The organism is Piscinibacter sp. HJYY11 (genome assembly GCF_016735515.1).
Taxonomy (GTDB): Bacteria; Pseudomonadota; Gammaproteobacteria; order Burkholderiales; family Burkholderiaceae_C; genus Rhizobacter.
On record NZ_JAERQZ010000001.1, the window covers coordinates 3,035,423 to 3,054,742 of the forward strand.

22 protein-coding genes are annotated in these 19,320 nt (G+C 70.0%); 15 read left to right on the forward strand and 7 right to left on the reverse strand.

Annotation, left to right across the window (positions count from 1 at the left end):
* Nucleotides 1-3 precede the first annotated feature (3 nt).
* From phnD to JI745_RS14090, 3 genes are read left to right on the forward strand one after another with little or no spacing between them, the layout of a single operon-like run.
* Complete coding sequence (phnD, locus tag JI745_RS14080) at nucleotides 4-981, forward strand: phosphonate ABC transporter substrate-binding protein (protein WP_201807901.1); 978 nt, start codon at nucleotides 4-6, stop codon at nucleotides 979-981.
* Nucleotides 982-993: 12 nt separating this feature from the next.
* Nucleotides 994-1,785, forward strand: a complete 792-nt coding sequence (gene phnE / locus JI745_RS14085; protein ID WP_236675289.1) for a phosphonate ABC transporter, permease protein PhnE — start codon at nucleotides 994-996, stop codon at nucleotides 1,783-1,785.
* Nucleotides 1,786-1,789: 4 nt separating this feature from the next.
* Complete coding sequence (locus JI745_RS14090; RefSeq protein WP_201807907.1) at nucleotides 1,790-2,338, forward strand: HD domain-containing protein; 549 nt, start codon at nucleotides 1,790-1,792, stop codon at nucleotides 2,336-2,338.
* Here the strand turns inward: JI745_RS14090 and JI745_RS14095 are convergent, their stop codons facing one another.
* Nucleotides 2,339-2,716, reverse strand: a complete 378-nt coding sequence (locus tag JI745_RS14095; protein ID WP_310738630.1) for a hypothetical protein — start codon at nucleotides 2,714-2,716, stop codon at nucleotides 2,339-2,341.
* 62 nt (nucleotides 2,717-2,778) lie between these two features.
* On the opposite strand from JI745_RS14095, the gene JI745_RS14100 reads away from it, so the two are divergent.
* From JI745_RS14100 to JI745_RS14110, 3 genes are all read left to right on the forward strand, one after another.
* The gene (locus JI745_RS14100; protein ID WP_201807908.1) at nucleotides 2,779-3,948 is read left to right on the forward strand and encodes an MFS transporter; all 1,170 of its coding nucleotides are present in this window, start codon (nucleotides 2,779-2,781) and stop codon (nucleotides 3,946-3,948) included.
* Nucleotides 3,949-4,029: 81 nt separating this feature from the next.
* Nucleotides 4,030-4,293: a helix-turn-helix domain-containing protein gene (locus JI745_RS14105; RefSeq protein WP_201807909.1), complete on the forward strand. Its 264-nt coding sequence runs from the start codon at nucleotides 4,030-4,032 to the stop codon at nucleotides 4,291-4,293.
* A complete protein-coding gene (locus JI745_RS14110; RefSeq protein ID WP_404932849.1) occupies nucleotides 4,287-5,621 on the forward strand; it encodes a type II toxin-antitoxin system HipA family toxin in 1,335 nt (444 codons plus the stop codon). Before JI745_RS14105 ends, JI745_RS14110 begins: the two co-directional genes overlap by 7 nt.
* Here JI745_RS14110 and JI745_RS14115 read toward each other — a convergent pair.
* Nucleotides 5,618-6,643 carry an SDR family oxidoreductase gene (locus JI745_RS14115; protein ID WP_201807910.1) on the reverse strand — a complete coding sequence of 342 codons (1,026 nt, stop codon included), beginning with the start codon at nucleotides 6,641-6,643 and terminating at the stop codon, nucleotides 5,618-5,620. The genes JI745_RS14110 and JI745_RS14115 overlap by 4 nt on opposite strands.
* Nucleotides 6,644-6,865: 222 nt before the next feature.
* On the opposite strand from JI745_RS14115, the gene JI745_RS14120 reads away from it, so the two are divergent.
* Together JI745_RS14120 and JI745_RS14125 are read left to right on the forward strand one after the other, a co-directional pair.
* Nucleotides 6,866-7,345, forward strand: a complete 480-nt coding sequence (locus tag JI745_RS14120; protein ID WP_201807911.1) for a hypothetical protein — start codon at nucleotides 6,866-6,868, stop codon at nucleotides 7,343-7,345.
* A gap of 12 nt (nucleotides 7,346-7,357) precedes the next feature.
* Nucleotides 7,358-7,744 carry a hypothetical protein gene (locus JI745_RS14125; RefSeq protein ID WP_201807912.1) on the forward strand — a complete coding sequence of 129 codons (387 nt, stop codon included), beginning with the start codon at nucleotides 7,358-7,360 and terminating at the stop codon, nucleotides 7,742-7,744.
* Here JI745_RS14125 and JI745_RS14130 read toward each other — a convergent pair.
* Complete coding sequence (locus JI745_RS14130) at nucleotides 7,725-8,678, reverse strand: LysR family transcriptional regulator (RefSeq protein ID WP_201807913.1); 954 nt, start codon at nucleotides 8,676-8,678, stop codon at nucleotides 7,725-7,727. The two genes, JI745_RS14125 and JI745_RS14130, sit on opposite strands and share 20 nt — an antisense overlap.
* Before the next feature lie 103 nt (nucleotides 8,679-8,781).
* Between JI745_RS14130 and JI745_RS14135 the strand changes: the two genes are divergently transcribed.
* The 4 genes from JI745_RS14135 (at nucleotide 8,782) to JI745_RS14150 (ending at nucleotide 10,533) form a co-directional block, all read left to right on the forward strand.
* Nucleotides 8,782-9,336, forward strand: coding sequence for a flavodoxin family protein (locus JI745_RS14135; RefSeq protein ID WP_201807914.1), 555 nt, complete (start codon nucleotides 8,782-8,784; stop codon nucleotides 9,334-9,336).
* 11 nt (nucleotides 9,337-9,347) lie between these two features.
* Entirely contained in the window at nucleotides 9,348-9,554 is a 207-nt protein-coding gene (locus JI745_RS14140) for a 4-oxalocrotonate tautomerase family protein (RefSeq protein ID WP_201807915.1), read from the forward strand.
* On the forward strand, nucleotides 9,551-9,949 hold the full coding sequence (locus JI745_RS14145) for a nuclear transport factor 2 family protein (protein WP_201807916.1): 399 nt from the start codon (nucleotides 9,551-9,553) through the stop codon (nucleotides 9,947-9,949). Before JI745_RS14140 ends, JI745_RS14145 begins: the two co-directional genes overlap by 4 nt.
* A gap of 113 nt (nucleotides 9,950-10,062) precedes the next feature.
* On the forward strand, nucleotides 10,063-10,533 hold the full coding sequence (locus JI745_RS14150; RefSeq protein WP_201807918.1) for a GyrI-like domain-containing protein: 471 nt from the start codon (nucleotides 10,063-10,065) through the stop codon (nucleotides 10,531-10,533).
* Here the strand turns inward: JI745_RS14150 and JI745_RS14155 are convergent.
* Genes JI745_RS14155 through JI745_RS14170 form a run of 4 tightly spaced genes read right to left on the reverse strand, consistent with a single transcriptional unit; the run spans nucleotide 10,530 to nucleotide 14,755 of the window.
* On the reverse strand, nucleotides 10,530-10,931 hold the full coding sequence (locus JI745_RS14155; RefSeq protein WP_236674992.1) for a TraR/DksA family transcriptional regulator: 402 nt from the start codon (nucleotides 10,929-10,931) through the stop codon (nucleotides 10,530-10,532). The genes JI745_RS14150 and JI745_RS14155 overlap by 4 nt on opposite strands.
* Nucleotides 10,932-10,974: 43 nt before the next feature.
* Entirely contained in the window at nucleotides 10,975-12,006 is a 1,032-nt protein-coding gene (locus JI745_RS14160) for a serine hydrolase (protein ID WP_201807919.1), read from the reverse strand.
* Nucleotides 11,985-13,718, reverse strand: coding sequence for an alpha/beta fold hydrolase (locus JI745_RS14165; protein ID WP_201807928.1), 1,734 nt, complete (start codon nucleotides 13,716-13,718; stop codon nucleotides 11,985-11,987). The genes JI745_RS14160 and JI745_RS14165 overlap by 22 nt, the downstream gene beginning before the upstream one ends.
* Entirely contained in the window at nucleotides 13,709-14,755 is a 1,047-nt protein-coding gene (locus JI745_RS14170; protein WP_201807930.1) for a hypothetical protein, read from the reverse strand. Before JI745_RS14170 ends, JI745_RS14165 begins: the two co-directional genes overlap by 10 nt.
* Before the next feature lie 120 nt (nucleotides 14,756-14,875).
* Here JI745_RS14170 and JI745_RS14175 point away from each other — a divergent pair, with 120 nt between their 5' ends.
* From JI745_RS14175 to JI745_RS14185, 3 genes are all read left to right on the forward strand, one after another.
* On the forward strand, nucleotides 14,876-15,871 hold the full coding sequence (locus JI745_RS14175; protein WP_201807932.1) for a hypothetical protein: 996 nt from the start codon (nucleotides 14,876-14,878) through the stop codon (nucleotides 15,869-15,871).
* 100 nt (nucleotides 15,872-15,971) lie between these two features.
* Nucleotides 15,972-16,436, forward strand: a complete 465-nt coding sequence (locus JI745_RS14180; RefSeq protein ID WP_201807934.1) for a DUF421 domain-containing protein — start codon at nucleotides 15,972-15,974, stop codon at nucleotides 16,434-16,436.
* Nucleotides 16,437-16,525: 89 nt separating this feature from the next.
* Nucleotides 16,526-19,306 (forward strand): PAS domain-containing protein, encoded by a 2,781-nt coding sequence (locus JI745_RS14185; RefSeq protein WP_201807943.1) that lies wholly within the window; start codon nucleotides 16,526-16,528, stop codon nucleotides 19,304-19,306.
* Nucleotides 19,307-19,320 lie beyond the last annotated feature (14 nt).

The following is a 19,320-nucleotide window of genomic DNA, read 5'->3' on the forward strand; positions in this document are numbered from 1 at the left end:
CCCATGAACCGCAGAGCCACCCTCCTCGTCCTCGCCACCACCGCCTCGGTGTGGTTCAACCAGAGCACGCATGCGCAGCCGCGCGAGCTGCAGATGGGCATCATCGCCACCGAGTCGTCGGCCAACCTCAAGACGGCGTGGCAGCCGCTGATCGACGACCTGCAGAAGCAGACCGGCCTCAAGGTCAACGCCTTCTTCGCGCCCGACTACGCCGGCGTGATCGAGGCGATGCGCTTCAACAAGGTGCAGGTCGCGTGGATGGGCAATAAGTCAGGCATGGAAGCAGTGGACCGGGCCAACGGCGAAGTGTTCGGCAAGGTGGTGTCGGTCGACGGCACCCAGGGCTACTGGAGCCTGATGATCGTGCACAAGGACAGCCCGCTGAAGTCGCTCGACGACGTGATCAAGGCCCGCGCCAACCTCACGCTCGGCATGGGCGAGATCAACTCGACCAGCGGCACCCTGGTCCCCGGCTTCTATGCCTGGGCCGCCCACAAGGTCGACCCGGCCAAGGAGTTCGAGCGCGCCGCCCGCTCCAACCATGAGAGCAACATCCTCGCGGTGGCCAGCAAGCAGCTCGACGTGGCCACGGTGGCGAGCGACGGCGTCGACCGCATGAAGATCAAGATGCCCGAGAAGGCCGCCGAGCTGCGCGAGATCTGGCGCTCGCCGCTGATCCCGAGCGACCCGCTGGTGTGGCGCAAGGATCTCGACGAGGCCACCAAGAAGAAGCTGCGCGACTTCTTCCTCGCCTACGGCAAGGATGCGCGCGAGAAGGAGGTGCTGAAGACGCTGACGTGGTCGGCCTTCGTGAAGTCCGACAACCAGCAGCTCACGCCCATCCGCCAGCTCGAGCTCGCCCGCGAGCGCGCCAAGGTCGACGCCGACACCGCCCTGTCGGCCGACGACAAGGCGAAGAAGCTGAAGGACATCGACCAGCGCCTCGCCGAGCTGGCGCAGCAGGTCGCGCTCGCGAAGTAAGCCGTGTCGTCGCTGAGCCTTGCCCCGGTGGCCGAGCCCATCACGCCGCCACGCACCTCGTGGCTCACGCTCCTCGTGTGGGGCGTGCTGCTTGCCGTGCTCGCCGCCAGCTGGAAGGGCGCCGACATGCGCCCGCTCGACCTGCTGCGTGATGGCAGCAACATGGGCGAGTACGCCCGCGGCTTCTTCCCGCCCGACTTCAGCGACTGGCGCCACTACGTCACCGAGCTGCTGATCACGCTGCAGATCGCGGTGTGGGGCACGGCACTCGCCATCGCCTGCTCGGTGCCGCTCGCACTCCTCGCCTCGGCCAACATCACGCCCTGGTGGGTGCACCAGCCGGTGCGGCGCGTGCTCGACGGCTGCCGCGCCATCAACGAGATGCTGTTCGCGCTGCTCTTCGTCGTCGCGGTGGGCCTGGGGCCGTTTGCCGGCGTGCTGGCCCTGTGGGTGCACACCACCGGCGTGCTGGCCAAGCTCTTCTCCGAGGCGGTGGAGGCGATCGACCCGCAGCCGGTGGAGGGCATCCGCGCGACCGGTGCGCACCCGCTGGCCGAGATCGTCTACGGCGTGATCCCGCAGGTGATGCCGCTGTGGATCTCGTATGCGCTGTACCGCTTCGAGTCGAACGTGCGCTCCGCCTCGGTGGTGGGCATGGTGGGTGCCGGTGGCATCGGCATGGTGCTGTGGGACGTGATCCGCGGCTTCCAGTATGCGCAGACCGCGGCGGTGCTGATCATGCTGGTGGTGGCGGTGTCGCTGATCGACATGGCCTCCTCGCGCCTTCGCAAGCTGGCGACCTGAGCCCATGCCGCCGCTGAGCCTCGACGACATCGCCACGCTGTTCGAGCGCCATGGCAGCGCGTCGTATGACGGCAGCCGGCGCGAGTCGGTCACCGCCCTCGAGCATGCGCTGCAATGCGCGCAGCTCGCCGAATGGGCGCATGCCGACGACACGCTGGTGGCCGCGGCGCTGCTGCACGACCTCGGGCACTTCCTCACCCCGGTGGCCGGCGACGCCCAGGACGACTGCCACGAGAGGGTGGCGCTGCCCTACCTGAAGGGCCGCTTCGGCGCCGCAGTGCTGGAGCCCATCCGGCTGCACGTGGCGGCCAAGCGCTACCTCGTGGCCACTGACGATGGCTACTTCGCGGGGCTGTCGCCGGCCTCGGTGCACTCGCTGCAACTGCAGGGCGGGCCGATGACGCCGGTCGAGGTGGTGAAGTTCAACGACACGCCATTCGCGATGGACGCCGTGCAGCTGCGCCGCTGGGACGACCTCGCCAAGACGCCGGGCCAGGCGACGCCGCCGCTCGGCTACTACCTCGCGCTGCTGAGCGGCCTGGCCGAGCGCTGATCAGGCGCGCGGTTTGCGCTTGGCGGCCGGCGCCGCCTTCTTGCCCGCCGCCTCGGGCCGGGTGGTCTCGCCGGGGGCCAGCGTGAAGAGCTTGGCCGCACGGCCCTTGAGCTCGAGCAGCTCGTTGGGCGTCACCGAATACTGGCCGGTGGCGAGGTTGACCTGGATGCCGAACTCCACTTCCTTCTTGCCGTTGGACAGCGCGCCCGAGGTGAACTCGTAGTCCTCGCGCTCGGCCGGCAGGCCCAGGCGGTCGGCGTCGTAGTCCTTGTATTCGACGCTGCGGATCTCGCCGCTGGCCAGGTCGAGCATGCCGGTCGAGTGGATGACGTCGTCGGTCAGCTCGTCGGTGATGGTGATGGGCAGCTTGAGGTCCACGGTGGTCGGCGTCGATGAGGGCGGGGTGGGGATTCTAGGTGCCGGAGAATGGCCGCTCTTCCATGTCTTCCAGCTCCCATCCCCTGCGCCGCATCGCCGTGCCGGCCTTCGGCCCGTCGCTGCTCTTCGGCATCGGCGAAGGCGCCATCCTGCCCATCCTGCCGCTGGCGGCGCGCGAGCTCGGCAGCTCGGTCTCGGCGGCGGCGCTGATGGTGGCGCTGATGGGCATCGGCTCGCTGCTGTCGAACCTGCCGGCCTCGCTGCTGACCATGCGCTTCGGCGAGCGATGGTCCATCGTGGCGGCAGCGCTCTGGACGGCGCTCGGCATGGCCCTGTGTGCCTCGACCCGCCACCTCGGCGTGTTTGCGGTCGGGTGCTTCATGGCGGGCATGTCGCAGGCGGTGTTCAACCTCGCGCGGCAGGCCTACCTCAGCGAGGCAGTGCCGGTGGAATGGCGGGCACGGGCGCTCTCCACGCTCGGGGGTGTGTCGCGCATCGGCATGTTCATCGGGCCCTTCGTCTCGGCGGCGGTGGTGCACCAGTGGGGCCTGGCCGGCGCCTATGGCCTGGGCATCGGCGCGCTGCTGGTGGCGGCCGGCGTGGCGGTGCGCATCCCCGATCTCGCACCGCGCACCGTGGCGACCGCGAAGCTGTCGTTCGCGTCGACGCTGCGCGACCACCGGCATGTGTTCCTCACGCTCGGCATCGGCGTGATGCTGGTCGCCTCGGTGCGGGCGAGCCGGCAGGCGGTGATCCCGCTGTGGGCCGACCACCTGGGCCTCTCGGCCTCGGTCGCCTCGCTGATCTACGGCCTGGCCGGGGGCATCGACATGCTGCTTTTCTACCCGGCCGGGCGGGTGATGGACCTGAAGGGCCGCCGCTGGGTGGCCGTGCCGTCGATGGTGGTCATGGGCACGGCCCTGCTGCTGATGCCGTTCACGCACGGCCCATGGACGCTGCTCATCGCCGCCATGGCCATCGGCTTCGGCAATGGCATCGGCTCGGGCCTGATCATGACGCTGGGCGCCGACCACTCGCCGCCGGGCGAGCGAGCCCGCTTCCTCGGGGTGTGGCGCCTGATGGCCGACCTGGGCTCGACCAGCGGGCCGGCGCTGCTGTCCTTCCTGGCGGCGGCGATGTCGCTCGGCATCGCCGTGGCGTCGACCGGCCTGCTCGCGCTGGCGGCCGCAGGCGTGCTGGGCCACTGGATCCCGCGCACCGGCAAGCATTGAACAAGCCCAGGCTTGTATTTGGTGATTACAAGCTTTGGCTTGTTTCTTGACAATACAAGCCTTGTCTTGTAAATTGCACGCATGGACTACCCCCTCAAGATGCCCGATCAGCTGCGCCCGCAGCTGCAGGCGCTGCGCAAGCAGCGCGGCATGACGCAGGCCCAGCTCGGCGCGGCCATCGGCGTCACGCAGGCACGCGTGGTGGAGATCGAGGCCAACCCCGGTGCCGTGAGCCTGCAGCAGATCATGCAGGTGCTGGCGGTGCTGGGGGCCACGCTCGTGATCCACGACCACGGCCCGGTGGCCGCCGAGCCCGCCCCCGGGCCTTCGAAAGGCAGCTGGTGAGCTCGCACCTCGCCGCCTGGATGAACGGCGAGCCCGTCGGCACCTGGACGGTCGACCGCGGCACCCACCGCTTCACTTACGACGAAGCCTGGCTGCGCTCGCCCAAGCGCCGGGCGCTGTCGCTCTCGCTGCCCATCACGCCCGGGCGTGAAGTGCGCGGCCCGGCGGTGGCCCACTACTTCGACAACCTGCTGCCCGACAACGAGCGCATCCGCGACCGGCTGCACCGCCGCTTCAAGACCCGCTCGGCCGACACCTTCTCGCTGCTCGAGGCGATCGGCCGCGACTGCGTGGGCGCGGTGCAGCTGCTGCCCGAAGGCCACGCCCCCACCGGCTGGGACCGCATCGACAGCGAGCGCCTGAGCGAAGCGCAGGTGGCGGCCCTGCTGCGAGGCGTGCCCTCCGAGGCCGTGCTGGGCCAGGCCGGGGATGACGACGAGAGCTTCCGCATCTCGCTCGCCGGCGCGCAGGAGAAGACCGCGCTGCTGCGCCACGGTGGCCACTGGCACCGCCCGCGGGGCGCCACGCCCACCACGCACATCCTCAAGCTGCCGCTCGGCCTGGTGGGCGGCTCGCGCCGGGTGGACCTCGGCGACTCGGTGGAAAACGAGTGGCTGTGCGCGCTGATCCTGCACCACCTCGGCTTGCCGGTGGCACCGGCCGAGATCTGGCGTTTCGACGACCAGAAGGCGCTCGCCGTGACCCGCTTCGACCGCGCCTGGCAACAACACGCCGACGGCCGCGACTGGATCGCCCGCCTGCCGCAGGAAGACTTCTGCCAAGCGCTCGGCCACCCGCCCACCCGCAAGTACGAGAAGGATGGCGGCCCCGGCATCGCCGACTGTCTGCGCCTGCTGGGCGGCAGCGCCGAGCCCGGCGACCGCGCCACCTTCGCGCTCACCCAGCTCGCGTTCTGGCTGATGGCCGCGACCGACGGCCACGCGAAGAACTACTCGCTCTTCCTGCACGCGGGCGACGCCTACGTGATGACGCCGCTGTACGACGTGCTGTCGATCTTCCCGTACGTGGGCGATGCGGCAAACCAGTTCCGCTGGCGCAAGGCCGAGCTGGCGTTTGCGCTGCGTGCCAAGAACGTGCACTACCAGCTGCACAGCCAGCAGCCGCGGCATTGGCATGCACTGGCCCTGCAGGCGGGAGGCCCGGCGGTGTGGGCGCGCATGCTGCAGCAGGTCGAGCGTGTCGGCCCGGCGCTCGACGCCGCGGAGCGTCACCTGCCAGCCGACTACCCGCCCCACACCTGGCAGGCGATCGCAAGCGGCATGCGCGCCCAGGCCGCCCGGTTCCTCGACGGGCTCGCGAAGGCCTAAGGCGCGGCCGTGCCGCCGGTGCTCGGGAAGACGTTGCCGCTTGTGTAGCTCGCGAACGAATCGGCCAGCTGCACGAAGAGCGGTGCGATCTCCACCGGCTGCCCTGGGCGCCCATACGGCGTGTCGGCCCCGAAGTTGGCGATCTCGCCCGGCAGCTGCCCGCCGCTCGGCTGCAGCGGCGTCCAGTACGGCCCCGGCGCAATGGCGTTCACCCGCACGCCCTTCTTCGCCAGCTGCTTCGCGAGCGACTGCGTGAACGCAATGATCCCGGCCTTGGTGGTCGAGTAGTCGAGCAGGTCCTCGGGCGGATCGAAGGCCACCACCGAGGCGGTGTTGATGATGGCCGCGCCCGGTGGCAGGTGCGGCAGCGCGTACTTGGTCAGCCAGAACATCGCGTACAGGTTGGTCTTCATCGTCCAGTCGAAGAAGTCGGTGCTGATGTCCATGATCGACTTCGCCGCATGCTGGCGCGCGGCGTTGTTCACCAGGATGTCGAGCCCGCCGAAGGCTGTCACCGTCTCGGCCACCAGCCGCGAGCAGGTGCCTTCGAGGCGGATGTCGCCCGGCAGCGCGAGCGCCTTCCGCCCCTCGGCGCGGATGAGCTGGATCACCTCGCGCGCATCGGGCTCTTCGGCGGGCAGGTAGCCGATTGCCACGTCGGCCCCCTCTCGCGCATACGCGATGGCGGCCGCGCGCCCGAGGCCCGAGTCGCCGCCGGTGATCAGCGCTTTGCGGCCGGCGAGCCGGCCCGCGCCGACGTAGCTGCGCTCGCCATGGTCGGGCCGCGGCGTCATCTGGCTCGCCAGGCCCGGCCAGGGCTGGCGCTGCTCAGGGAAGGGCGGACGCGGGTAGGCGGTGCGCGGGTCGATCAGCGGGCGCGGTGGCACGGCCGGTGCGGCTGCAGCGCTGCCCGCGGCCACGAGGCCCGGCGCGGCCACGCCGGCACCGAGCCAGCCGATGGCGTGGCGGCGCGTGGTGGCCTGAGGGGGTGAGTCGGCGGGGGTGTCGTCGTCGCGGGCCATGGCGGTCTCCTGTGTCGTGGAAGGTAGGCCGGTTTGGCAATCCAGGCGCCTGCGGAGCCGCACCACGGCACGGCCCGATCGAGCACGCCGAAGCGGCGGAGAAATTTGCGGCAGTTCGCGGCGGGCTCGGCAAGCCCAACAAACGAAACAAAAGCCGCCGGGCGTTGAAACGACGGCGAAACGGCTTCTCGCGACAGTGCACGCTTTCGCAAGGAGCCCCGCATGAACCGTCGACGCATCCTCCTGCCGCTGTTGCTGGCCGTCTCTCTCGTCTCGGGCCTGAGCGAGGCCCGCGCCGCCACGCCGAGCGTGGTGCAGGACCTCAAGATGGCACAGGACAGCCAGCCCTTCCGCGCCGCGGCCGACGAGTTTGTCGCGCGCTCGATGGCCGGCGACGTGGCCGCCACGCAATCGATGCTGAGCCGCAGCCTCGTCGAGCGCACCGGCGACGAGGCCGTGAAGCGCGCCTTGCAGACGCAGATCGTGCCCTTCTTCCAGCGCGGCCGCGAGCCGGGCAAGAGCGTGACCATCACGCGCACCACCGATGCCTCGGGCCAGCAGGGCTTTGCGTTCTACATGTGGATGGAATACGCCGAGGCGCCCACCGCGCGGCCTTTCACCGTCTACGTGGTGCGGGAGCAGGGCCGGCTCGTCGTCGCCAACATCGTGCCCGACCGCCTCGTCGAAGGCCGCCACCGCTGAAGCCGCCTGCACATGAAGCTCAAGCCACCGACCGCGCTCTACCTTGCCACCGTCGTGCTGGCATGCGGGTCGTTCGCGGCTGAAACGAATGCGGCGCCCGCCGAGGGCCGCGCCTTCGTGAAGCAGCTGCGCGACGCTGCGGCCACGCCGGGCGGCCAGGCCATCGCCGATCTCACGCAGTTTCCCTTCCTCTTCGACAGCCAGCCGCTGCAGCGCGAAGCCTTCCTCGCCAAGGCCGCCCCGGCGCTCTTCACGCCGCGCGTGCGCCAGTGCCTGCAGCGCGCCGAACCGCAGGCCGAAGACGGCCGCCTCGTGCTGTGGTGCAAGCCCTATGGCTTCTACCTCGGCCCGGTGCAGGGCCGCTGGCGACTGATCGAGTTCACCGCCGACGGCGAGTGAGCGCGCCCAGCCCCTCGAGCTGCAGGCGCTGCGACTGCTCCACCAGGAAATCGATGAAGAGCCGCACCCGCAGCGGCATGTGGCGCGTGCCCGTGTAGAGCAGCGAGAAAGGCCGCGAGCGCCCGCCAAAGCGCTGCAGCACCTCCACCAGCGTGCCGTCGGCCAGGTCCTGTTCCATCAGGTAGCGGTGCGTCTGCACCAGCCCCGCGCCGGCGCGCGCGAGGGTGAGCGTGGCCAGCACGTCATCGGTCACGGTGTAGTGGCCATCGGTCTCGACCTGCACGTCGCGCCCGTCGTCGCGGAACTCCCACGGCACCTTCTGCCCGGTGCGCGGCAGCAGGAACTGGATGCACTCGTGCGCCGCCAGGTCCTGCAGCGTCTTCGGCTTGCCGGCCTTGCGCAGGTAGGACGGCGCACCCGCCACCACCAGCTCGGCGTCGAGCAGCTGGCGCGCGACGAGCCCCGAATCCGGGGGCGTGCGGGCGCGGATCGCGAGGTCGAAGCTGTCTTCGGTGAAGTCGACGTTGCGGTTGCTCACCTGCACCTCGATGCTCACCTTGGGATAGCGCCTGCGAAAGGCCGGCAGCAGCGGCAACAGCACCGAATGGCCGAAGGTGGTGGGCGCGCTGACGCGGATCAGCCCCGCCGCCTCGGCCTGCCGCCCCGTGAGCTCACGCTCGGCCTCGACGATCTGCGCGAGCGCCTGCCGGCACTGCGCGTGGTACGCGCGCCCCGCATCGGTGAGGCGCATGCGGCGCGTGCTGCGCACGAAGAGCGGCACCGCGAGCCGCTCCTCCAGCCGGCCGATCGCCCGGCTCACGGCGGCCGGTGTGATGCCCGCCTGCGTGGCCGCGGCGGTGAAGCTTTCCAGCTCGGCCGCCGCACAGAAGAGCTCGATGCTGCCCAGCATCACGCCGGAGGTTTCTCGCGCCATCGGCTTACCTCGTGTAATGAATGAAGTGCATGACAGCCAGTTTATCGATGGCCATCGCATCAATACGCTGACAAGCCTTCATCCACTGCCTTCCGAGGACCCCATGTCATCCCCCATCAGCATCGTCTTCCACAGCGGCTACGGCCACACCGAGAAGCTGGCCCAGGCCGTGGCCCAGGGCAGCGGCGGCACGCTGCTGGCCATCGACGCGCAGGGCGAACTGCCGCCCGAGGCCTGGGAGCGCCTGGCCGCGTCGCGCGCCATCGTGTTCGGCTCGCCCACCTACATGGGCAACGTGAGCTGGCAGTTCAAGAAGTTCGCCGATGCCAGCTCCAGCGTCTGGGCCAGGCAGGGCTGGAAGGACAAGCTCGCCGCCGGCTTCACCAACAGCGCCGGGATCAACGGCGACAAGCTCGCAGCGCTGCACGCGATGTTCACGCTGTCGCAGCAGCACGGCATGGTGTGGGCCAGCACCGGCATGCCGCCGGCGAACGTGAAGGCCTCGACGCGTGACGACCTCAACTACCTCGCGTCGTTCGCCGGGCTGATGGCCACGACCCCGGCCGACGCGGGCGTGGACGAACTCGCGGCCGGCGACCTGGCCACCGCGCGCGCCTTCGGCCAGCGTGTGGCCGACCTCGTGCGCCGCTACAACTGAAGGAGCAAGCGATGCCCTACGTCAACATCAAGGTCACGCGCGAAGGCGTGACACGCGAGCAGAAGGCCGAGCTCATCGCCGGCGTCACTGCACTGCTGCAGCAGGTGCTGCAGAAGGACCCGGCGACCACCTATGTGGTGATCGACGAAGTGGAGCTCGACAACTGGGGCGTCGCCGGCCTCAGCGTGCCGGCCTGGCGTGCGAGGCCACGCTCATGAACGGCGCCGAAGCCTTTGCCGAGGTGAGCGCCGTGCTGGCCGACTACTTCGACGGCCTGCACCACAGCGACACCACGCGCCTGCGGCGTGTCTTCCATCCCGAGGCCCGCTACCACTGCGCGACCGACGGCACGCTGCTCACGCTCGACATGGCGCAGTACTTTCCCATCGTCGAGGCGCGGCCGTCGCCGGCGAGCCAGGGCCATGCACGCACCGACCGCATCCTCGGCATCGAGTTCGCCGGGCCGGTGACGGCGTTCGCGAAAGTGGCGTGCTCGATCCCGCCCAAGCACTTCATCGACTTCCTCACGCTGGTGAAGCTCGAGGGCCGATGGCAGATCGTCGCCAAGGTGTTTCACTACACCCACGCGCCGCCGAAGGCGGTCGCCGGATAACCGTCTCGGGTTTCCCCTGATCGGCCGGGTGTCGAAACGCGCCCTTCCCGTTCGTCGTGGTACAGAGCAGCCATCGAGCTGCCGTTCCGCGTCAACTGGAAGGACCTTTCGCCATGCCCCTGCACATCCTCGAACGCCCTGCCTTCACCGTGATGGGCCTGCACATCCAGACCCGGCCCATGTCGCCCGACATCCCGGCCTTGTGGCCGCGCTTCATGAGCCGAGAAGCCGAGATCGAACGCCCGACCGAGCAGGGCGTGAGCTACGGCGTGATGCACAGCGACTCGCCCGACATGTCGCGCCTGGACTACTGGGCCGCGCTGGCCGTGGCCCCGTCCAGCCGCACGCCGGCCGGCATGGAGACGCTCACCATCCCCGGCGGCCACTACGCGGTCTTCCGCTACCCGCTCTCGGGCCTGGGCGCAGGTTTCGGCGAGATCTTCCACACGCTGCTGCCGGGGTCCGACTATGAGCAGGTGCCCGGCCCCTACTTCGAGCGCTACAACGAAGCCTTCGACCCGGGCGACCCGAACTCGCTCGTCGAGATCTACCTGCCGGTGCGCCGCAAGGGCCGCCCGTCCTAGATCGTGCGCCGGACGAGCGGCTCGGGCGTCACGCGCTGCTCGTGCTTCTCCTGGCAGGCGATGCAGCGTGCGGCCCAGGGCTGCGCCTGCAGCCGGGCGAGCGGGATCTCGGTGCCGCAATCGATGCAGACGCCGTAGCGCCCGGCCTGCAGGCGCTCGCGCGCGGCGGCGATCTCGCGCAGCTCCAGCATGTCGCGCTGGCGCTCGGCATGGCGCACGGTCTCGCGGGCGTTCTGCTCGCTGCGCTCGCCGTCGTCTTCGACCTGGTTGCGCGGGCTGCGGGAGGGTGTCTCCTCCTGTTCCGCAGACACCATCTGCACCTCGCGGCCAAGCTCGGCTTCTCGGGCGTCGAGCTGGCGGCTCAGGTCCTGCAGGGTCGTGGGGTCGAGTTCGGGCATGGGCGTCTCCTCTTGGCCCCCAGGTCCGGCAAGGCACGTGCCGTCAGCGTGAGGCGGCCGATGCAGCGTCCGCCCGGGGCGGCATCGCGGCAGCCCGGACGACATCACCGCGTGCGAGATCGACCGCCTGGCCACGTGCATTGCTGGCCTCCGACACCTCGGAGGTGACCGCGACCACCAGTTCGAGCGGCTCGTGCACCCAGATCAGCTGACCCCCGAAGCCGCTCGCGAAGAAGGTCGCGGACCGGCCGGTGGCGGCCGGCGCCAGCCACCAGAGGTAGCCATACGGCAGGTTGAGGGGCGGGCCGCCGCGGCCACGCGGCTCGGTGGCAGCGGCCAGGTAGGCGTCGGGCACCAGCGGCCGGCCGTGCCATGCGCCACGCTGCAACATCAGCTGGCCCAGCTTCGCCATGTCGCGCGTGCGCAGCCGCAGCCCGCGAAAGCCCAGGCTGTGGCCTTCGAAGTCGGCCTCCCATTCCGTGCGCTCGATGGCGAGCGGCGTGAAGAGGTGCTGCTGCGCATAGGCCGCGGGCTCCGCACCCACCGCCTTGGCCAGCACCGCCGCCAGCAGGTTGGCGCCGGGGTTGTCATAACGGAAGACCTCGCCAGGGTTCGCGGTGAACCTGCGGCTCATCGCAAACGCGGCCAGCCCCTTGGGGTCGAAGAAGCGACGGTTGCGGCCCTCGAAGCCGGCCGTCATGGTCAGCAGGTGCCGCACGGTGAGCGTGCGGGCCCGCGGGTCGGCGTTGACGCCGGCCAGCTCGGGCAGCAGCTCGACCACGGTCCGGTCGAGATCGGCGAGCCTCCCTTGGGCGAGGGCGATGCCGACCAGCAGCGACAGCACGCCCTTGGTGACCGACTCGACGCTGTGCAGCGACTCCGCGCCGAAGCCACTGCGGTGGTACTCGAAGACGGTGCGCCCCCGCTGCAGCACCACCACGCTGCGCACGTCGGCGAGCTGCTCGTCGATCCGGCGCTCAAAGCCGGCGAAGGGTGCAGGCTCGGCCACCTCGGCGCGCGCAAGGCCCGGGGTGAGCAGGAGCGGCAGGGCCGTCAGCGCACGGCGTCGTCGCATGGTGTCCTTTCGGCGTGCTGGATCGCGTCCACCAGCCGATCGATGTTACGGAAGGCCAGCATGTGCGTGTCGCCTTCCAGCACGGTGAGCTCGGCCTGGGGCAAAGCCTGGCGGAAGCTTTCCACCATGTCCATCGGCACCAGGCCGTCGTGCGTGCCGTGCCACAGGTGCACCGGCACGCGCAGCTCGCGCAGGTCGATGGACCACGGCTGGTTGAGCAGCACGCTCTCCAGCGCCCACGCACGCGGGCCCTGGTGCAGCGATTCCATCGTCAGCGCCACGAAATACGGCAGGTGCTCCGGCTGCGTGATGTAGGCGATGTCGGGCTCGGCGAGACTGAAGGCCTTGTGGCCGCGTGCAGAGGTCATCGACTTCAGCAGCGACTCGACGGTCTGCCCGAAGAGCGCAAGCTCCATCGCCGGCCGCAGGAGGCTCGGCACCACGCGGAAGAACTGGTTCATCATGCCGTTGAGCGTCGAGGGCGAACCGGAGGCGAGGATGTGGTCGATCGGCGGCACGACCGCCGTGCACTGCACGCTGCCGATGCGCTCGGGCAGGGCCCACGCGGTGTGCACCGCATGCGCGCTGCCGGCCGAGGCGCTGAGCAGGTGCACGCGCTCGAGCTGCAGCTCGTCGAGCAGCGCCCGCACGTCGGCGACGAACTCGCGGTAGTCGCGCCGCTCCACGAAGGAGCTGCGGCCGTAGCCCGGCCGGTCGATGGCGATCAGGCGCACCCCGCGCTCGCGCAGGCGCTCCGCATGGATCAGCAGCTCCAGGCGCGACGCGTTGAGCGCGTGGAAATACAGCACCGGCACCCCATCGGGCGCGCCGACCTCGGCGTAGCTGAGCTGCCGGCCGTCGCCCAGGCGCAGCAGCCGCGTGTGCGCGAGGCCGGTGATGTGCGGCAGGAGCTGCGCGTTGTGGCTGCTGCCGGCCTGCTCGAGCACGATGTTGCGCAGCACCAGCGCGAAGAGCGCGTTCTGGTTGTGCACGCCGGTCTTGGTGTAGATGTTCTTGATGTGCTGGCGCAGGGTGTGCAACGTGATGCCGGTGCGCTCGCAGATCGCGTCGAGCTCCAGGCCCTGCAGCGACAGGTCGATGAGCTCCATCTCGCGCGCGGTGAGCCCCGCGCGCTGGCCCAGCCCGACGATCGATTGCGTGACGCAGCGCTGGCGGTCGATCAGCAGCAGCGAATACGACGCCGCGCCCGGGCGGTTGGGATGCACCTGGTTCCTGTAGAGGTAGGCGAGCAGGCCGGGCTGCCCCTCGAGGCCCAGGCGCGCGCAGGCATAGGCCTCGCGATCCGCCTGCGCCATCAGCCCGGCCAGGAGGTCGGGTTCGCGGCAGCAGAGCACGCCGCCCTCGGCGCCGAACAGGCCGCCGCGGCCGAGCAGTGTTTCGGCATCGACGTTCATCCCGAGGATGCGCCGGTGCCCGTCGATTACCACGATGGGCGGCGCCACCGCGTGGATGACGGCCATCACCCGCTGCCGCTCGCGCTGCATCGCCGAATGCGCCGCGCCCAGGCGCAGCGCCCGCTGGATGTGGCCGAGGATCACGCGCGTGAGCGGCGTGTCGTCGCGGCTGCGGTCTTCGCGGAAGTGGAACAGCAGCTGCTGGTGCAGGCGCCCGGTCTGGTCGGGGTGCAGGGCCGACTGGTAGATGGCTTCAAGCAGGGCCTCGACCGGGCCGCTCTGCGTGGCTAGGGCCATGTCAGGTGCTCCACGCGGTGGTGCTGGAACGAGGCCGGCGGCCGGGCGGCCACGAGCGTGGCCAGGCCGTCGCCCAGGGCCTGCAGCATCACCGCGTGCAGGGCCTCGAACACGACGCGGCCCAGGCCTTTCTGGTCGGCCGCACCGAGCTTGCGGAAGACCGACTTGAGCTGCGACCGCAGCGTCTCGATCGAACGGCCCGAGAGCGCGGCGTACTGCTTGAGCGGCATGCCTTGCGCGAGGTTCCACGCCAGCGGCAGCTCCTTGTCGGTGAGCGCAAAGCGGCCCTGCATCTGCTGCACGAGGGCCGCCGGCGGCGACGAGATCTCGCGCAGGCGCGCCGGGTCGCATCGCTCGTGGACCAGCAGCAGCACGCTCAACGTGGGGCAGGCGAGCTGCTTCAGGTGGAGGTCCAGGCCCTCGAGCTGCAGCCGCTGGGGCCGTGCCGGGTTGGCCATGAAGCCTTGCAATGCTCGCTCGAACACGGCGTGCTGTGCCAGAAGGTGCAGCCGCCGCCCCTGCAGGCAGGCGCGCGCGGTGCGGGCGAGCCAGGCCTGGCCGTGGCGGTTGAGCAGCACCACCTCGCCGTGCTCGTCGAGCACGACGATGGAGAGCGGCATCGCGTCGACCACCTCGTGCAGCGCCGCGAGGCTCGCCTGCGCCGCATCGAGCGACGAGCGGAGCGCCCACGCGGTGTGCAGGTGCGAGCACAGCAGCTGGAATTCGCGCGCCTGGTCGGCCGTGAAGCCCTCGGGCGCGAGGCTCCGCGCCCAAATGAGGTGGCCGGTGATGCGTCTGTGAGACAGAAGACCCGCCTCGCGTCCTGGCGATTGACGCGTCGATGGCAGCGCCCAGGGTGCGGCGATTTGTATCGAGCCGGCGCCGATGCGCGCGGCCCAGCACTGCACCAGCGGCCGCCACGCTTCGGGCCACTGGTCGACCACGCCGGCGAGCGCCGCATCGCTGCCTTCGGTCTCGACCAGCGCATACAGCTGGTCGAGCAGGTGCAGCCACTGCAGGTCTGCGTCGATCGGCATGTCAAGACGCGTCAAGGCTTAACCCGATTTCGGTATTCAACCGGCATCGCCGCGTGCCTACAAACGCCGGGCCCTGCGGCTGCAGGGGCACCCATCCCGGAGACAAACCAAGGACTTTTCATGCACACACTCCTGTCGAAGTCGCTGCTGTTGTGCGCCGTCGCACTCGGCCTCAACGCCACCGCGCCTGCCACCGCGCACGCCGACCAGCTCGTGTCGCCCTCGCTCATCAAGTCGACCGAGCGCGGCGTCTTCCTCAACGGCCGCTACTACGTGGGGGGCCAGCACGGCATCCATGAAGTCAAGCGCACGGCCGACAGCAGCCCACACTGCAAGATCGACACGGGCTCGGGCTTCACCGTCTGCCTGCTGGTGAGCACCGTATACGGAGCCGACCAGTGCGACTACTCGGGAATGACTGCGGACAACACCTACTTGTACGCAGCCTGCACGGTGGCCGACAAGACCGCCGCCATCCCGCTGCTCGCGCCGCCCAAGCGCGCCGCGCTCTTCCGCGTGAAACCGGCGGCCACCAGCAGCACCGCCGCCGAGGTCGTCAGCAAGCCTTTCGCCACCCCCGTCTGGTACAACGGGATGACGGTGCTCGACAACAACACCCTGCTGATGACGCCCTCGGCGCCACTCGGCACCAAGTCGGCCATCGTCAAGCTCAGGATCACCAACACCCTGACGCTCGACCACACGATCACCGAGTGGCTGCCCGGCTCGCCGCTCTACCTGCTGAACAACGGCGTGACGGTGAACAACGGCCACGTCTACTTCGTCGGCGGGCAGAACCTGTGGCGCATCGCGGTCAAGAGCGACGGCTCGGCCGGCCTGCCCATCCTGCTCTACCAGACCACGATCAACCAGACGCTCGACGACCTCACGGTCAAGGGCGACTGGGTGGTGGCCGCCGAGATCGGCATCGTCAACGGCCTTGGGCTCAACTCGCTGACCTTCGTGCACAAGACCGGCCTCGGCCCCACCTTCAAGCTGTGGACCGGCCTCACGCAACTGAGCGGCGTGGTCGTCGACCCGGGCACCTTCGGCACGCCGGGCGCCTTCATCGCGACGAGCTACTTCCAGGGCGGGGTGTACCGCTACTTCTACTGACGCAATCTCCTGGCGGACGCGCCATGGCACCGGCCCCTCCAAAAGGGGCCGGGTACACCCCTTGCCGGCGATCCGGACGGATCAACTGCCAGGAGAGTCCATGTTCGACCTCAGCGTGCCGTGGTGGGAGTTCGTCGCCCGCGCCGCGATCGTCTACCTCGTTCTGATGGTGATGGTGCGCATCGCCGGCAAGCGCACCATCGGTCAATTCACGCCCTTCGATCTGATCGTGGTGATGCTGCTGAGCGAAAGCGTGAGCAATGCGCTCTCGGCAGACGACCACTCGGTGACCGGGGGGCTGATCGTCGCGGGAACGCTCGTCTTCCTGAACGTCGTCTTCGCGGTCGCCAGCGCCCGCAGCCGCAAGGTCGAGCAGATCACCGAGGGCACGCCCGTGCTCGTCGGGCGCGACGGCAAGCTTTTCGAGGACGTGCTCAAGCGCGAGCGCGTGGGCATCGGCGAGCTGGAAAAGGCGCTGCGCGAGAACGACTGCGAGCTTGCCGACCTGAAGTACGCGTTTCTCGAGTCCGATGGCAACTTCAGCATCCAGAAGAAGCCGGGCTGAGCCCGAGGAAAAACGGCTGGCGCGCGGACTGAATCAGGTCTAGGCTCCTGACGTCGGTTCCCGTTCCGCTCAACGCAGAGGGTCGCGTGATGGCCAGCACCGATCTTTCCGCAGACGAAGCCCACGGTGCCGAGGCGGAGCGCCTGCGCGTGCTCGCCACCTACGGCGTGCTCGACACCCCACGCGACGCACGTTTCGACGAGCTCGCCCGCCTCGCCACCCGGCTCTGCGGCACGCCCATGGCCGTGGTCACGCTGGTCGACGACCACCGCCAGTGGTTCAAGGCTGAGATCGGCCTCGGGGTGCGCGAGACGGCGCGCGCCATCGCCTTTTGTGCCAACACCATCGAGGGCCCCGGTCTCTTCCAGGTGCCCGACGCCCGTGACGACCCGCGCTTCGCCGACAACCCGCTCGTGACCGGCGAGCCGCGCCTGCGCTTCTATGCCGGCGTGCCGCTGCAGGTGGAGGGCGGCCACCGCCTCGGCGCGCTCGCGGTGCTCGACCGGCAGCCACGGCGGCTCACGCCGGAGCAGCAGGCCGACCTGGAGAGCCTGGCGCTCCAGGTCGTCGTCGTGCTGGAAGAGCAGCGCCTGCGTGTGCTGGCCGAGGCGGCGTCGACCGAGGCGAAGCGCCAGTCCGATTCGCTGCTCGCCATCGCCGGCCGGGTGGCGCGCCTGGGCGCCTGGGAGCTCGACATCGCGCAGCAGAACGTGGTGTGGTCAAACGTGGTCGCCGACATCCACGGCATGCCGCGCGGCTTCTCGCCCAACCTGGCGGACGCGCTCGCGTTCTACGTCGAGCCCGACCGCAGCTTCCTGGCGCAGGCGGTGGCGGCGTGCCTGGAAGACGGCATCCCCTTCGACCACGAGCTGGTGCTGCAACCGGCCGGCAGCGGGCCGACACGCTGGGTGCGCGCCATCGGCGAGGCGATGCGCAATGCTGAAGGCCGCATCACCCACCTGCGCGGCGCCTGCCAGGACATCACCGAGCGCAAGTCGCACCTGCTGCAGATCCAGCGCCTGGCAGAACGGCTCTCGGCCACCTTCGAGAGCATCCCCGACCCCTTTCTTGCCGTGGGGTCCGATGGGCGGGTGCAGCTCGTCAACGCCGCCTTCGAGCGGCTGGTGCAGCTGACGCGCGACGACATCCTCGGGCGCAGCCTGGCGCAGGTGCTGCCGCCGACGGTCGTTGAAGCGCCCTTCCTCGAGCGCTGCGAAGAGGCCATGCGACGCCAGCAGCCGCTCGAGTTCGAAGCGACCGAGCTGCGCTCGGGCCACCGCTTCGAGCTGCGGCTCTTCCCCATGGACAACGGGCTGACGCTCCATGCCCGCGACATCACCCAGCGCGAGAGCATGCTCGCGCAGCTGCGCCTGCTCGACACCTGCGTGCGCTACCTCAACGACGCGGTGATGATCACCGACGCCCAGGTGCAGGCGCCCGGTCCCACCATCCTCTTCGCCAACCAGGCCGTCGAGCGGCTCAGCGGCTGGCAGCCCGATCAGCTGGTGGGCGGCAGCCCGCGCCGCCTGCAGGGGCCGATGACGCAGCGCGACCGCCTCGATGCGCTGCGCCATGCCATCCGCCACGGCAGGCCGATCGAGACCGAGCTCATCAACTACCGGCAGACCGGCGAGACCTACTGGGTCGAGCTGAAGCTGAGCCCGATCCAGGACGACGACGGTCGCTGCACCCATTTCGTGGCGGTGGAGCGCGACATCACCGAGCGCAAGCTCGCCGAGGCCCACCGCGAAGCGCTGGAGCGGCAGCTGCGCCAGGCGCAGAAGATGGAATCGATCGGCACGCTGGCGGGCGGCATCGCGCACGACTTCAACAACATCCTCGGCGCCATCCTCGGCAACGTGGCGCTGGCGCGCGATGCGCTGCCGCCCGAGGGCGCGGGCCACGCAGCGCTCACCACCATCGCGAGCTCGGCAGAGCGCGCCCGCTCGCTCGTCCAGCAGATCCTCGCTTTCGGCCGCCAGCAGGCCACGCAGCGCCTGCGCCAGCCGCTGCGCCCGCTGGTCGACGAGGCGGTGCGCCTGCTGCACGCGACGCTGCCCGCCAGCGTGGCGCTCGACACCACCGGCGCGCACGACGACGTGTTCGCCGAGGTCGACGCCAACCAGCTGCAGCAGGTGCTGATCAACCTGTGCACCAACGCCTGGCATGCCATGCGCGAGCACGGCGGGCGCATCGAGATCGGCCTCGATGCCGACAGCGGCACCCACGCGCACCTGTGGGTGAAGGACGACGGCTGCGGCATGCCACCGGAGGTGCAGAGCCGCATCTTCGAGCCCTTCTTCACCACCAAGCCGGTGGGCCAGGGCACCGGGCTCGGCCTCTCGGCGGTACACGGCATCGTTGAGGCGCACGGCGGGCGCATCGAGGTCGATAGCACGCCCGGGCGCGGCAGCACCTTCCACGTGCACCTGCCCGTGTCCGCACCGGCCGACCCCACGGCGCGCGACCGGCGCAGCATCTCGCCACGCCCACCGTCGCTGAAAGGCCTGAAGGTGCTCTGCGTCGACGACGACCCGGTGATGCTCACCACCATGCAGGCCCTGCTCGAGCGCGAGGGCTGCGTGGTCGATGCGCAGTTCGACCCGCAGGTGGCGCTGGAGCGGCTGCGCGCGAAGCGCGGCGACACCGGGCTGCTGGTGACCGACTTCAACATGCCCGCGATGGACGGCATGGCCCTGGTGAAAGCCGCCAAGCGGCTCAACCCCGACCTGCCCGTCGTCATGGCCTCGGGCTTCCTGAGCGACAAGCTCTGCGAACAGGCCAGCCTGCTCGGCGTGACCGTGCTCGTGCAGAAGGAGCGCACGGTGGAGGACCTGGTGGCTGCGGTGCGCGAGGCCATCGCCGGGTAGCCGCACCGGGTGGT